Here is a 14542-nt window from a genome sequence, read left to right as displayed (position 1 = left end):
TAGCAAATGAGTGGTGATTTCCTAGCTCTGGCGCAGCCGGGCGTGCAACAACTTTCGCCTTACGTTCCGGGCAAGCCCGTGGACGAACTGGCGCGCGAGCTGGACCTCGATCCGGCCAGCATCGTCAAACTGGCAAGCAACGAAAACCCGCTGGGCGCCAGCCCCAAGGCGCTGGCGGCCATCCACGATGCGCTCGCAGAGCTGACCCGCTACCCGGACGGCAACGGTTTCGCACTCAAGACCCTGCTGGCCGAGCAGTGCCGAGTCGAGCTGAGTCAAGTGACCCTGGGCAACGGCTCCAATGACATTCTGGAGCTGGTCGCGCGCGCTTACCTGGCGCCGGGCCTGAATGCGGTGTTCAGCGAGCACGCGTTTGCGGTCTATCCGATCGTGACCCAGGCTGTCGGCGCCCAGGCCAAAGTGATTCCGGCCAAAGACTGGGGGCATGATCTGCCGGCCATGTTGGCTGCGATCGACGCCAATACCCGCTTGGTGTTCATCGCCAACCCGAACAACCCGACCGGGACCTGGTTCGATACCGAGGCGCTGGACGAATTCCTGCAGGACGTGCCGGAACACGTGCTGGTCGTGCTGGACGAGGCCTACATCGAGTACGCCGAAGGCAGCGATCTGCCGGACGGTCTGGATTTCCTGGCGGCTTACCCGAACCTGCTCGTTTCGCGGACTTTCTCCAAGGCCTATGGCCTGGCGGCGCTGCGCGTCGGCTATGGCTTGTCCACCGCGGTGGTCGCCGATGTACTGAATCGTGTGCGCCAGCCGTTCAACGTCAACAGCCTGGCCCTGGCTGCCGCTTGCGCCGCCCTGCAAGACGCCGAGTACCTGGCCGAAAGTCGTCGACTCAATGAGGCCGGCATGCAGCAGCTGCAAGCGGGCTTCCGCGATCTGGGGCTGAGCTGGATTCCCTCCAAGGGCAATTTCATTTGTGTCGATCTCGGTCGAGTGGCGGCCCCGGTTTTTCAGGGGTTGCTGCGTGAAGGTGTGATCGTGCGTCCGGTGGCTAACTACGGCATGCCGAATCACTTGCGCATCACCATCGGTCTGCCGGCTGAAAACAGCCGCTTCCTCGAGGCGCTGGCCAAGGTCCTGGCTCGTGGTTGATGTCACTGCACTGCAATCTGCCGAACCTATGATCGGGCGCCTGGTGGTGGTCGGTCTTGGGTTGATCGGCGGTTCGTTTGCCAAGGGCTTGCGTGAAAGCGGCCTGTGCCGCGAAGTGGTCGGTGTCGATCTCGATCCGCAATCGCGCAAGCTGGCGGTTGAATTGGGTGTGGTGGATCGTTGCGAAGATGACCTGGCACTGGCCTGCCAGGGCGCGGACGTTATCCAGTTGGCGGTGCCGATCCTCGCCATGGAAAAACTGCTCGCCCGACTGGCTGGCATGGATCTGGGGTCGGCGATCCTGACCGACGTCGGCAGCGCCAAGGGCAATGTGGTGCGAGCCGCGACCGAAGCATTTGGCGGTATGCCGCCGCGTTTCGTTCCGGGGCACCCGATAGCCGGTTCTGAGCAGAGCGGGGTGGAAGCCTCCAATGCCGAGCTGTTTCGACGCCACAAGGTGATTCTGACGCCGCTGGATCAGACCGATCCGGCAGCGTTGGCGGTGGTCGACCGTTTGTGGCGGGAATTGGGTGCCGATGTCGAGCACATGCAGGTCGAGCGCCACGACGAAGTGTTGGCGGCGACCAGTCATCTGCCGCATTTGCTGGCATTCGGTTTGGTCGACTCGTTGGCCAAGCGCAATGAAAATCTTGAGATCTTCCGCTACGCTGCGGGCGGTTTCCGCGATTTCACAAGAATCGCCGGGAGCGACCCGGTCATGTGGCATGACATCTTCCTCGCCAACCGCGAAGCTGTCCTGCGCACACTCGATACATTTCGCAGCGACCTCGACGCCTTGCGCGACGCGGTCGATGCAGGGGATGGGCACCAATTGTTGGGCGTTTTCACTCGCGCCCGGGTTGCCCGCGAGCATTTCAGTAAAATCCTGGCCCGTCGGGCCTATGTGGACGCTATGAATTCCAACGATCTGATTTTCCTGGCTCAACCTGGTGGCCGCCTTTCCGGTCGGATTCGCGTACCAGGTGACAAATCGATTTCCCACCGTTCGATCATGCTGGGCTCCCTGGCCGAAGGCGTGACCGAAGTGGAAGGTTTCCTCGAGGGCGAAGACGCCCTGGCAACCCTTCAGGCTTTCCGTGACATGGGTGTCGTGATCGAGGGGCCGCACCACGGCCGCGTGACCATTCACGGCGTCGGCCTGCATGGCCTGAAGCCCGCGCCTGGCCCGATCTATCTGGGTAACTCCGGTACTTCGATGCGCCTGCTGTCCGGCCTGCTGGCTGCGCAAGATTTCGACAGCACCCTGACCGGCGATGCCTCGCTGTCCAAGCGTCCGATGAATCGCGTGGCCAATCCGCTGCGTGAAATGGGCGCCGTGATCGAGACCGCCGCTGAAGGTCGCCCACCGATGACCATTCGTGGTGGCCACAAGCTCAAAGGCCTGACTTACACCATGCCGATGGCCAGTGCTCAGGTGAAGTCCTGTCTGCTGCTGGCGGGTCTGTACGCGGAAGGCAAGACCACCGTTACCGAGCCTGCGCCGACCCGTGATCACACCGAGCGCATGCTGCGTGGTTTCGGCTATCCGGTTACCGTCAATGGCGCGACTGCATCGGTGGAGTCCGGAAACAAGCTGACCGCCACCCACATCGAAGTACCCGGTGATATCTCCTCGTCGGCGTTTTTCCTGGTAGCGGCTTCGATCGCCGAAGGTTCCGAGCTGGTGCTCGAGCATGTCGGTATCAACCCGACCCGTACCGGCGTGATCGATATCCTGCGTCTGATGGGTGCTGACATCACCCTGGAAAACCAGCGTGAAGTGGGTGGCGAGCCGGTAGCGGACCTGCGCGTACGTGCAGCTAAACTCAAAGGTATCGATATTCCGGAAGCGCTGGTTCCATTGGCGATCGACGAGTTCCCGGTGCTGTTCGTGGCTGCTGCCTGTGCCGAAGGGCGCACCGTGCTTCGTGGTGCCGAAGAGCTGCGGGTGAAGGAGTCGGACCGCATTCAGGTCATGGCCGATGGCTTGCTGGCGCTGGGCGTCAAATGCAAACCGACCCCGGACGGCATCATCATCGATGGCGGCCAGATCGGCGGCGGCGAAGTGCACGGTCACGGCGATCACCGGATTGCCATGGCCTTCAGTGTTGCCTCGCTGCGTGCCAGTGCGCCCATCCGCATCCATGATTGCGCCAACGTCGCGACGTCGTTCCCCAACTTCCTCGCGCTGTGCGCGCAGGTCGGCATCCGCGTAGCCCAAGAGGCCCAGTCGTGAACAACATTGCACCGGTCATCACCATTGATGGGCCTAGCGGCTCCGGAAAAGGCACCGTCGCCGGGATACTGGCCAAACGCCTTGGCTGGAATCTGCTGGATTCCGGTGCGTTGTACCGTTTGCTGGCCTTCGCTGCGCATAACCACGGCGTCGACCTGACCAATGAAGAATTGCTGAAAAAACTTGCCGCTCATCTGGATGTGCAATTCATTGCGGCGACCGACGGTCAGTTGCAGCGCATCATTCTGGAAGGTGACGAAGTCAGCGATGTGATCCGTACGGAGAGTGTCGGGTCCGGTGCCTCCCAGGTGGCTGCATTGCCCGCGGTACGCGAGGCGCTGCTGCAGCGCCAGCGTGCATTCCTGGAAGCGCCGGGTCTGGTGGCCGATGGTCGCGACATGGGCACGGTGGTTTTTCCGGATGCACCGCTGAAGATTTTCCTGACCGCCAGCGCCGAGGAGCGTGCACGCCGTCGATACTTGCAGTTGAAGGGCAAAGTCGATGGTGTTAGTCTGTCGAGTCTGCTAGATGAGATACGTGCACGCGATGAGCGTGACACCCAGCGAGCGGTAGCCCCGCTCAAGCCGGCGGCTGACGCCATTCAGCTGGATTCCACGGAATTGTCCATCGATCAGGTGCTGGAACGCATCATGAGCGAGATCGCCATTCGCGATATCGCCGGGTGACCAAGAAGGCCGCGGGGGGCCAGTCATAGTCCTGCGGCGCTTCTTTTAAATGAAACTAACCCACATCGTCTGGGGTGTGGAGATGGGCGTATTCTTCGCCCTCATCAACAGGAATTAAAATGAGCGAAAGCTTTGCGGAACTCTTTGAAGAAAGCCTAAAAACCCTGAACCTTCAGGCAGGCTCCATCATCACCGGTGTTATCGTTGATATCGATTACCAAGCTCGCTGGGTAACCGTTCACGCTGGCCTGAAGTCTGAAGCACTCATCCCGCTTGAGCAGTTCTACAATGACGCTGGCGAACTGAACATCAACGTCGGTGACGAAGTTCACGTTGCTCTGGACTCGGTTGAAGACGGCTTTGGTGAAACCAAGCTGTCCCGTGAAAAAGCCAAGCGCGCTGAATGCTGGATTGTTCTGGAAGCAGCCTTCGCAGCCGAAGAAGTGGTCAAGGGCGTTATCAACGGTAAGGTTAAGGGCGGCTTCACAGTCGACGTTAACGGCATCCGTGCGTTCCTGCCAGGTTCTCTGGTTGACGTCCGTCCAGTGCGCGACACCACGCACCTGGAAGGCAAAGAGCTGGAATTCAAGGTCATCAAGCTGGACCAGAAGCGCAACAACGTTGTCGTTTCCCGTCGCAGCGTCCTCGAAGCCGAGAACTCCGCCGAGCGTGAAGCTCTGCTGGAATCCCTGCAGGAAGGCCAGCAAGTCAAAGGTATCGTCAAGAACCTCACCGATTACGGCGCATTCGTCGATCTGGGTGGCGTCGATGGCCTGCTGCACATTACCGACATGGCTTGGAAGCGTATCAAGCATCCTTCCGAAATCGTCAACGTTGGCGACGAGATCGATGTCAAGGTTCTGAAATACGATCGCGAGCGCAATCGTGTTTCCCTGGGCCTCAAGCAACTGGGCGAAGATCCATGGGTTGCTATCAAAGCCCGTTACCCAGAAAGCACTCGCGTTACCGCTCGTGTAACCAACCTGACCGACTACGGCTGCTTCGCTGAGCTGGAAGAAGGCGTTGAAGGTCTGGTACACGTTTCCGAAATGGACTGGACCAACAAGAACATCCACCCTTCGAAAGTCGTGCAAGTCGGCGACGAAGTGGAAGTTATGGTTCTGGACATCGACGAAGAGCGTCGTCGTATCTCCCTGGGCATCAAGCAGTGCAAATCTAACCCATGGGAAGATTTCTCTGGCCAGTTCAACAAGGGCGATAAAATCTCCGGCACCATCAAGTCGATCACCGATTTCGGTATCTTCATTGGTCTGGACGGCGGCATCGACGGCCTGGTTCACCTGTCCGACATCTCCTGGAACGAAGTGGGCGAAGAAGCCGTACGCCGCTTCAAGAAGGGTGACGAGCTGGACACCGTTATCCTGTCGGTTGACCCAGAGCGCGAGCGCATCTCCCTGGGTATCAAGCAGCTGGAAAGCGATCCGTTCTCCGAGTACGTTCAAGAGAACGACAAAGGCGCAATCGTTAAGGGCATCGTGAAAGAAGTTGACGCCAAAGGCGCCATCATCACTCTGGCCGACGATATCGAAGCGACTCTGAAAGCCTCCGAAATCAGCCGTGACCGCGTTGAAGACGCGCGCAACGTTCTGAAAGAAGGCGAAGAAGTAGAAGCCAAGATCATCAGCGTTGATCGTAAGAGCCGCGTAATCCAGCTCTCGATCAAGTCGAAAGACGTTGAAGACGAGAAAGAAGCTATCCAGAGCCTGCGCGACAAGCCAGTAGCTACGGATGCTCCAGTAGCCACCACTCTGGGTGACCTGCTGCGTGCTGCACAAGCGGAAAAACAGAACTAAGTTCTGACTTTCTGTAAAAAAAGGGCGACTTCGGTCGCCCTTTTTTGTGTCTGGAATTTACCAGGAGTGATGGCAGTGTGGGTGGGGGGAACCCAGCGTAACCAATAGCTGTCTCTTTCTTTAATCGGATCAATCGTTTATTTGCAGCTAGTCTTTAGACTGAGTCGAACGACAGTCGGGCAGAGTGCCTGGCATAAGGAAGTGAATGAACAAGCTCATTGTCGCAATAGCAATTCTGACATTGGCGGGTTGTACGACTAACGCCAAGACTCACGCTGTGCGTGGGGTCAGTGGTATTGAGATTGATTGTTCGGGGCTGGGCTCGGGGTGGGACAAGTGTCATAAGCGAGCGGCCAAGGAGTGCAAGGCGGCAGGCTATAAGGTTGTGGCCAGGTCCGATGATGTCAAGGAAGAAGATGAGTTTCCCTTTGGCTTCAACCCTGCGGGTTATCTGACTCGCACCATGCTGGTCATCTGTAGATGAGCGTGCGGCGGCGAGTAAGTGTAGCAATGCCCTGAAATCGGGCATTTTGTGGTGGGTAGGGGGATGTTAAAACTCGGACTGTTCAAAATCATCCGGGCGTGCTAAAACCTTTGAAGCGCTGATCTAGCTGCTTGAAAAAGAAGGGAAAAATATGACGAAGTCGGAGTTGATCGAACGAATTGTCACCCATCAAGGGCTGCTCTCATCAAAAGATGTGGAGCTGGCTATCAAGACCATGCTTGAGCAAATGTCCCAATGTCTGGCCACGGGGGATCGTATCGAGATCCGTGGTTTTGGCAGCTTCTCCCTGCACTACCGTGCGCCGCGTGTAGGTCGCAATCCAAAAACCGGTCAGTCCGTCAGCCTCGACGGCAAGTTCGTTCCGCATTTCAAGCCGGGAAAAGAATTGCGTGATCGTGTAAACGAGGATGAAGAGGAAGTCCTTTGACTGTCGCCGCTCATCAAGGAGCCGCTCATGCGTAATTTAAAACGAGTGCTTCTTGGTATCTTCATACTGTTGCTGGTGTTGGCGATCCTGGCCTTCGTGCTCGAAAACCAGCAGTCGGTGTCACTGCTGTTTCTCGGTTGGGCTGGACCGGAGTTGCCTGTCTCTCTGATGATGGTTCTCGCGCTATTGATCGGCATGGTAGTCGGGCCGCTGCTAAGCTGGTTTCTGGGGCGATCGTTCAGGGCTTCGCGCAAGCGACTTGTCTGATTGCGATCAGTGCGAACTGGTCGTTGAATTTGCGCCACAGCTTGTCTATATCCATTAGTAAAACGTTCATTAAGCTGTAAAATGTTGCCCTTGTTCGATAGTGGCATTTTCCCACATCGATTCGGAATAGCTCTGACAGAGGCCTCATGTTCGATGGCTTTTGCATTCATGGATTAGACAGCGCTCGGTAAGCGGCCCTGTCAGCAAATAAAGGGTGTGGTTTCGCGTGAAAATTCTAGTAACCGGCGGCGCCGGGTTTATCGGCTCGGCAGTCATCCGTCATATCATTTCCAATACGTCTGACTCTGTCGTTAACGTTGATAAGCTGACATATGCCGGTAACCTTGAGTCGTTGGCTGAGGTCAGCCAGAACTCACGTTATGCATTCGAACGGGTGGATATCTGCGATCGTGAACAGGTTGATCGCGTGTTACGTGAGCATCAGCCAGACGCGATCATGCATCTGGCCGCAGAGTCTCACGTTGACCGTTCGATTTCGGGGCCATCCGAATTCATTCAAACCAACATTATCGGCACTTATACCCTGTTGGAGGCGGCGCGCCAGTACTGGGGCGAGCTGGATGAAGTGCGTAAGGCCAATTTCCGATTCCATCATATTTCGACTGACGAAGTTTACGGAGACCTCGAAGGTCCGGAAGACCTCTTCACCGAAACCACACCGTATCAGCCAAGCTCGCCATACTCCGCGAGCAAGGCCAGTTCTGATCACCTGGTTCGCGCCTGGAGCCGTACTTACGGCTTACCGACCCTGGTCACCAACTGCTCGAACAACTACGGTCCGTGCCACTTCCCCGAGAAGTTGATCCCGCTGATCATTCTCAATGCACTGGAAGGCAAGCCACTGCCAGTCTACGGCAAAGGCAATCAGGTCCGCGACTGGCTCTACGTCGAAGACCACGCCCGTGCACTGTACAAAGTCGTAACCGAAGGGGTTGTCGGTGAGACTTACAACATCGGTGGTCATAACGAAAAGCAAAACATCGAAGTGGTGCATACCCTGTGCGCACTGCTCGACGAACTGCGTCCCGATTCTGCTCACCGTCCACATGCCGGCCTAATCACCTTCGTTGAGGATCGCCCGGGGCACGACCAGCGTTACGCAATCGACGCCAGCAAAATCCAGCGTGAACTGGGTTGGGCGCCGGAAGAAACGTTTGAAACCGGCATCCGCAAAACGGTCGAGTGGTACCTCAACAACACTGAATGGGTCGCTCACGTAAAGAGCGGAAGCTACCAGCAGTGGATCGATCAGAACTATGCAGATCGTTCGCACAACGCATGAAAATCCTCCTGTTGGGAAAAAACGGCCAGGTAGGCTGGGAGCTGCAACGCTCTCTCGCGCCGCTGGGCGAGTTAATCGCCCTTGATCGCCATGCGGTCGATGGTTTGTGCGGCGATCTATCGGATCTCGACGCCTTGCGCGCGACGATCCGCCAGATCCAACCCGACATCATCGTCAACGCTGCGGCCTACACCGCCGTCGATAAAGCCGAGTCCGAGACCGAGCTGGCCGATCGCGTGAACGGTCAGGCAAGCCAGGTCATGGCCGAAGAGGTCGCGATTCTGGGGGGCTGGCTGATTCATTATTCGACTGACTACGTCTTCAGCGGTCAGGGATCTGATCCTTGGCAAGAGTCAGATGCCGTCGCCCCGGTGAATCACTACGGCGCCAGTAAGCTGGCCGGCGAACAGGCAATTACAGCGTCGGGATGCAAGCATCTGATCTTCCGCACCAGCTGGGTCTATGGCGCTCGAGGCAACAACTTCGCCAAAACCATGCTGCGTTTGGCCAAGGATCGTGAAACATTGAGTGTTATAGCCGACCAGATCGGAGCTCCGACGGGAGCAGACCTGATTGCCGACGTAACCGCGTTGGCCATTCAGCAAGTTCTGCAACGTCCCCAGCTTTCTGGTTTATATCACTTGGCGGCCAGTGGTGAAGTCTCATGGCACGGTTATGCTGGCCACGTTATCGGTTTCGCCCAAACCAATGGCGAGCAGCTCGCCGTAACGACGATCAATCCGATTGAAACGACCGCTTATCCAACACCTGCGCGCCGGCCTCTGAATTCGCGTTTGAACACTCAGAAGCTGCGTGACAATTTTTCTCTACACTTGCCGGATTGGCAAAGTGGCGTAACCCGAATGCTTAGGGAAGTTCTGAATAAATGACCACGACAAATCGTAAAGGCATCATTCTCGCTGGCGGCTCGGGAACTCGTTTGCATCCGTTGACCCTTGGCGTATCAAAACAGATGCTGCCGATATACGACAAACCGATGATCTTTTATCCATTGTCGGTGCTAATGCTCGCGGGTATGCGTGAAATCCTCATTATCTCCACTCCGGACGATCTGCCATGTTTCCGCAAGCTCTTGGGTGATGGCAGCCGGTACGGTATTCAGTTGACCTATGCAGAACAACCTAGCCCAGATGGCTTGGCACAAGCTTTTATTATTGGCGAAGAGTTCATCGGAAAGGATTCCTGCTGTCTGATCCTGGGCGATAACATCTTCTACGGGCAGCACTTTTCAGACAATTTGCATTCGGCTTGCGCTCAAGAAAATGGCGCAACCGTATTTGGCTATCATGTCTCCGATCCTGAGCGATTTGGAGTCGTTGAATTCGACACGACCGGTCGCGCCTTGAGCATTGAAGAAAAACCGTTGAAACCCAAATCCAACTATGCGGTCACCGGTTTATACTTCTATGACAATCAAGTTGTTGAAATTGCCAAAAATATAAAACCGTCCGAGCGTGGCGAGCTGGAAATCACTGACGTCAATCGCGCGTACCTTGAGAAACACACGCTTAATGTTGAAATGCTCGGCCGCGGGTTTGCCTGGCTGGATACGGGTACCCACGAGTCGCTACTGGAAGCAAGTCATTTCGTGCACACTATTGAGCAGCGTCAGGGCTTGAAAGTGGCATGCTTGGAAGAGATCGCTTACAACAATGGCTGGATCAGTACTGGTCAGCTGAAAGCTCAAGCGAATGCTCTAAAGAAGACAGGTTATGGCCAATACCTGCAAAAGCTTCTGGATTCTAGTGCTCGCTGAATAGCTTGACGCACTGCTGGACTCCTCAGCAATTAATTAGTACAAGCAGGAAAAGCATGCCGGTTAAAACCCCAAAAGTTGCAGTTTTACTGGCTGCTTACAACGGAGTAAGGTGGATAGAGGAACAACTTTCCTCAATCCTGGAACAAAAAAATGTTGATGTTAAAATCTATATCAGCATTGATCCGTCTGCTGATGGTACCGAGGAGTGGTGTGCTAAATACGCAGCTATCTATCCTCAAGTTGTCGTTCTTCCTTGGGCTGGTAAATTTGGCGGTGCGTCGCGAAATTTCTTTCGCTTGATTCGAGATGTCAATTTCGATCCATATGACTTCATTGCTCTGGCCGACCAGGATGATGTCTGGCATCAAGATAAGCTTCAACGCGCCACTGATGCTATCAGTCTGCGTAAGGTTGATGCTTACTCCAGTAATGTCACTGCTTTCTGGCCAGACAAAAAAAGTCATCTTTTGCACAAAGCTCAACCTCAGGTTACCTGGGACTTTCTGTTTGAAGCAGCGGGCCCTGGATGCACATACGTCTTGAATAAAAGCTTTGCATTGAAGTTAAAGGATTCGGTTCGTGCCGACTGGCAGAAACTCCAGGAAGTCCGCCTGCACGACTGGTACTGCTATGCGTTGGCTCGCAGCCATGGTTATCGGTGGTTTATAGACCCGATCCCTTCCATGGACTACCGACAGCACGGTAATAACCAAGTTGGTGCCAACAAAGGCTTGCGCCCTTTAATTACTCGGTTCATGAGTATTCGCGATGGTTGGTGGTTCGGTCAGGTTCGAATGATTGCCCTCTTGGTCGGGCAAGCGGGCAATCCGTTTGTAAAGAGCTGGTTACCCATGGAACCTCATCAGCTCATCAGGCTTTCATTTGATGCATGGAAGTGCCGGCGGCGTACGCGCGATAAGATTTTTTTCTTTTTTGTTTGCTGGGCTATCGCATTGTTGGGGGACAAATCTCAATGAAAGCCCCGAAAGTAGTTGTGACAGGGGCTGGCGGGTTCGTAGGCGAGGCTGTTGTTTTTAGATTGCTGCACGATCGAAAGTTTCTACCCGTTGCAGCAGTGCGTGGCCCTACGCGTTTGAGCGGATTGTGCCCCGTTGTATTACTGGATCTGAGTACTCCAGGCAAGATGCCCTTATTCAATGATGTTCAGGTGCTCGTACACGCAGCCGCCCGTGTCCATATCATGGAGAGAACGGAGCCAAATGAACTCGCGATGTTCCGCAAAATTAACGTGGACGGTACCTTGGCGTTGGCTCGCCACGCCGCTGAGTCAGGAGTCCAGCGGTTCATCTACATCAGCTCAATCAAAGTCAATGGAGAAACTACTGAGGGGGGCAAAGCGTTTGCGGCTGACGACGATCCCAAGCCCTTGGACCCTTATGGCGTGTCCAAGTACGAGGCTGAGGAAGGCTTAAAACGGCTTTGCAAGGAGACTGGTATGGAGCTAGTCATCATTCGCCCACCCCTCGTATATGGCCCGGGAGTGAAAGCGAACTTCCTGAGTATGATGAATTTGCTTTCCAAGGGCTTACCCTTACCGTTCGGGTCGATCCGAAATAAGCGAAGTCTTGTTGCAATAGGCAATCTCGTTGATCTCATCGTCACATGTATCGAGCATCCCGCCGCGGCAGATCAAACCTTCATGGTCAGTGATGGCCAGGATCTTTCAACGACCGAATTGCTGAGATATCTGGCACGTGCGATGGATAAAAAGCCATATCTAGTTCCAGTACCACGGCGATTACTGATATACGTAGCCTGTGTGCTTGGTAAACAAGCTATTGCCCAACGCGTTTGCGGATCTTTGCAAGTGGATATAGAAAAAAATCGAGAAATATTGGGATGGAGTCCTCCTGTAGCGGTTGAAAAAGCCATGCTACAGACCGCACGCTTTTATTTGGATAATCAAAAAAAATGATGTTTTGGCTACTGTTGGTCTCAGTTTTTATTGCGTCTTGGGTGATGACGCTAACTTTGCGTAGATATGCGTTGGTCAAGAGCCTTATGGACGTGCCAAATGAACGCAGCTCGCATTCTATCCCCACGCCTCGGGGAGGGGGCTTGGCTATAGTTTTCGCCTTTTTAGCTGGGCTCCCTGTTCTGACTTCTCTGGGTTTGATGAGCGCTGAGTTAATGTATGCGCTAGTCGGCAGCGGTGTGTTGATTGCTGCAATAGGGTTTGCTGATGACCATGGTCATATCGCCGCTAGGTGGCGCCTGTTGGGACATTTTGCTGCTGCTGCGTGGGCTCTTTTCTGGATTGATGGATTGGCACCCATTACGTTTGGTGGCCAGACGATAGACCTTGGTGTCGTGGGATCCGTGCTGGCACTGGTTTACCTTGTCTGGATGCTAAATCTCTACAATTTCATGGATGGTATAGATGGCCTGGCTAGTGCGGAAGCGATATGTGTTTGCCTTGGAAGTTGCGTCGTTTACGGCTACTCCGGGCATACCGAGTTGATGTGGATAGCATTGGCGCTATCAGCTGCTGTTGCAGGTTTTCTGTGTTGGAATTTTCCTCCTGCGCGCATCTTTATGGGGGACGCAGGAAGCGGGTTTCTCGGGCTGATATTGGGAATCTTAAGTCTTGCCGCGACTTGGGAGTCAGCGGAGCTACTTTGGAGCTGGCTTATCCTCCTCGGCGTTTTTATCGTTGATGCGACTTGGACACTACTTCGCCGACTGATGAATGGTGACAAGATCTACCAAGCCCATCGAAGCCATGCTTACCAATACGCGTCTCGCAAATATGGAAGCCACAAGTTGGTTGTGATGGGAACCATCGGCATCAATGTTTTGTGGTTGCTTCCCATCGCGACCGTGGTTGGCAAAGGCAATGTGCCTGCAATCGGAGGGGCGATCGTGGCGTATTTACCACTGCTAATTATCGCCTTTTCGCTCCGTGCCGGAGTGCGCGAGCAACAAACGCGGTGATTGGCCCTTGCGGCCTAGGGTACTGAACAGGCTGCGTGAAGACATGGATTGAGTGATCTTTCGGTGACGATTGATTGGCTAGGTGAAGTCAATTCCGCAGAGGGACTGGAAGGTCGGCACAGGCGATGAGCGGTTAGGTCATCCCGATTAGGTGGGGCGGCCTGTAACGGATAGAAAATGTTATGATCCGCAGTCGCCGTATGTGCAGAGTGGGCATGACCCCTTGGTAAGGCCTCGAAAGCGACTTTTCGCAACTTTTATTGCTGGCACATGCATTCGAACACGTGCTGATTGAATTATCGATGGAGTGGAAATAAATGCAGCATAAAGACAATAATTTGAATTTGTTACGGCTCGTAGCCGCACTGATGGTTCTTTATGCGCACTCCTTTGCTTTTTACGGTAACACTCCGGCTAGTTTTTTAGGGCTCACTTCGTACGGCGGCCTGGGTATTGACATTTTCTTCGTGATCAGCGGCTATTTGATTGTGAAGAGCTGGGACTTCAATCCTAGTGTTACGAATTATTTGATGAAACGTTCACTGCGTATATTTCCGGCGTTAATTGTCGTTACATTGGTAAGTATGTTTCTGCTTGGCCCTATTTTTACAACACTGTCAGTAAAGGACTACTTCACTCACCCACAATTTTCTTCTTATTTCAAGAATATAATTCTTAGCCCTGTATTCTACTTGCCCGGTGTGCTGGAACACGCGCGAGTCCCTAACGCAGTCAATGGATCGCTATGGAGCCTGCCAGTCGAATTTTTTATGTATTTGGTTGTTATGGTGTTAGGACTTATTTTCAAAGGCGGTCGCATGATTTACGCGGCCGTTACCGCAAGCTTCGTTGCAGCGATAGTGTTCTGGTGCTGGAGGGATGCACCATTGATAGTCATACACGGTACTGATATTCGTAATGTATTTTTGACGGGCGTCTATTTCATGATTGGCGCTTGTTACGCAAAATTTGGCCTAGAGCGGTTCTTCAGTCTTTCCGGAGTTGTCGTTCTTTTAGTCGCTACTATTTTGCTTGCACCTTACGCGAGTGTTTCGAAATTTTTGATGTGGGTTACGTTGCCCTACATTGTCTTGGCTTACGGGTTGTCCAGGAGCTGGCTGGGCATCTTCGTCAATAAAGTAGGTGACTGCTCCTATGGTGTTTATATATATGCGTTTCCGGTGCAGCAATTTGTACTTTTGCAGTTTCCGGATATAGCCTACGGTACATATCTGGTGGTAACGATCGTTCTAACAATCATTTTGGGGTACGGTTCCTGGCATTTAATTGAAAAGCAAATGTTGAAATACAAGCCTAAAGATAAAGATCGATTGGTCGTAAACGAAAAAATAAATTCGGAAGTACGTGGGGTTTGATGCGATATAATATCAAATCCACAGACTGAAAGAGTTGAAAACAGCGGTGCGATATTGGGCCAGGGCGAAGTGCC

General features: G+C 54.1%; 14 protein-coding genes. All 14 read left to right on the top strand.

What is annotated here, in order from left to right; all coding sequences use genetic code 11:
* The first annotated feature begins 6 nt into the window (after positions 1-6).
* The 14 genes from hisC (at position 7) to ACX3YF_RS29890 (ending at position 14468) form a co-directional block, all read left to right on the top strand.
* The gene (gene hisC, locus ACX3YF_RS29955) at positions 7-1119 is read left to right on the top strand and encodes a histidinol-phosphate transaminase (RefSeq protein ID WP_458974774.1); all 1113 of its coding nucleotides are present in this window, start codon (positions 7-9) and stop codon (positions 1117-1119) included.
* A gap of 28 nt (positions 1120-1147) precedes the next feature.
* The gene (locus ACX3YF_RS29950; RefSeq protein ID WP_458974876.1) at positions 1148-3355 is read left to right on the top strand and encodes a bifunctional prephenate dehydrogenase/3-phosphoshikimate 1-carboxyvinyltransferase; all 2208 of its coding nucleotides are present in this window, start codon (positions 1148-1150) and stop codon (positions 3353-3355) included.
* On the top strand, positions 3352-4041 hold the full coding sequence (gene cmk / locus ACX3YF_RS29945; RefSeq protein WP_448646084.1) for a (d)CMP kinase: 690 nt from the start codon (positions 3352-3354) through the stop codon (positions 4039-4041). The genes ACX3YF_RS29950 and cmk overlap by 4 nt, the downstream gene beginning before the upstream one ends.
* Positions 4042-4160: 119 nt before the next feature.
* A complete protein-coding gene (rpsA, locus tag ACX3YF_RS29940) occupies positions 4161-5855 on the top strand; it encodes a 30S ribosomal protein S1 (protein WP_047527094.1) in 1695 nt (564 codons plus the stop codon).
* Positions 5856-6060: 205 nt separating this feature from the next.
* Positions 6061-6339: a hypothetical protein gene (locus tag ACX3YF_RS29935; RefSeq protein WP_103405718.1), complete on the top strand. Its 279-nt coding sequence runs from the start codon at positions 6061-6063 to the stop codon at positions 6337-6339.
* A 151-nt stretch (positions 6340-6490) separates the two neighbouring features.
* Positions 6491-6787 (top strand): integration host factor subunit beta, encoded by a 297-nt coding sequence (gene ihfB / locus ACX3YF_RS29930; protein ID WP_033055808.1) that lies wholly within the window; start codon positions 6491-6493, stop codon positions 6785-6787.
* Between the two features lie 27 nt (positions 6788-6814).
* Positions 6815-7054 (top strand): LapA family protein, encoded by a 240-nt coding sequence (locus ACX3YF_RS29925; RefSeq protein ID WP_047527096.1) that lies wholly within the window; start codon positions 6815-6817, stop codon positions 7052-7054.
* Positions 7055-7280: 226 nt separating this feature from the next.
* Positions 7281-8357 (top strand): dTDP-glucose 4,6-dehydratase, encoded by a 1077-nt coding sequence (gene rfbB / locus ACX3YF_RS29920; protein WP_458974773.1) that lies wholly within the window; start codon positions 7281-7283, stop codon positions 8355-8357.
* Positions 8354-9247, top strand: coding sequence for a dTDP-4-dehydrorhamnose reductase (rfbD, locus tag ACX3YF_RS29915; protein WP_458974772.1), 894 nt, complete (start codon positions 8354-8356; stop codon positions 9245-9247). The genes rfbB and rfbD overlap by 4 nt, the downstream gene beginning before the upstream one ends.
* On the top strand, positions 9244-10134 hold the full coding sequence (gene rfbA, locus ACX3YF_RS29910; RefSeq protein ID WP_458974771.1) for a glucose-1-phosphate thymidylyltransferase RfbA: 891 nt from the start codon (positions 9244-9246) through the stop codon (positions 10132-10134). The genes rfbD and rfbA overlap by 4 nt, the downstream gene beginning before the upstream one ends.
* A 56-nt stretch (positions 10135-10190) precedes the next feature.
* Positions 10191-11114 (top strand): glycosyltransferase, encoded by a 924-nt coding sequence (locus ACX3YF_RS29905; protein ID WP_458974770.1) that lies wholly within the window; start codon positions 10191-10193, stop codon positions 11112-11114.
* Positions 11111-12073: a UDP-glucose 4-epimerase family protein gene (locus ACX3YF_RS29900; protein ID WP_458974769.1), complete on the top strand. Its 963-nt coding sequence runs from the start codon at positions 11111-11113 to the stop codon at positions 12071-12073. Before ACX3YF_RS29905 ends, ACX3YF_RS29900 begins: the two co-directional genes overlap by 4 nt.
* Positions 12070-13092 carry an MraY family glycosyltransferase gene (locus ACX3YF_RS29895; protein WP_458974768.1) on the top strand — a complete coding sequence of 341 codons (1023 nt, stop codon included), beginning with the start codon at positions 12070-12072 and terminating at the stop codon, positions 13090-13092. The genes ACX3YF_RS29900 and ACX3YF_RS29895 overlap by 4 nt, the downstream gene beginning before the upstream one ends.
* A 317-nt stretch (positions 13093-13409) precedes the next feature.
* Positions 13410-14468, top strand: a complete 1059-nt coding sequence (locus ACX3YF_RS29890) for an acyltransferase family protein (RefSeq protein WP_458974767.1) — start codon at positions 13410-13412, stop codon at positions 14466-14468.
* Positions 14469-14542 lie beyond the last annotated feature (74 nt).

Source organism: Pseudomonas fluorescens group sp. PF-69 (assembly GCF_054481235.1).
This window is presented reverse-complemented; position numbering and strand designations above follow the sequence as displayed.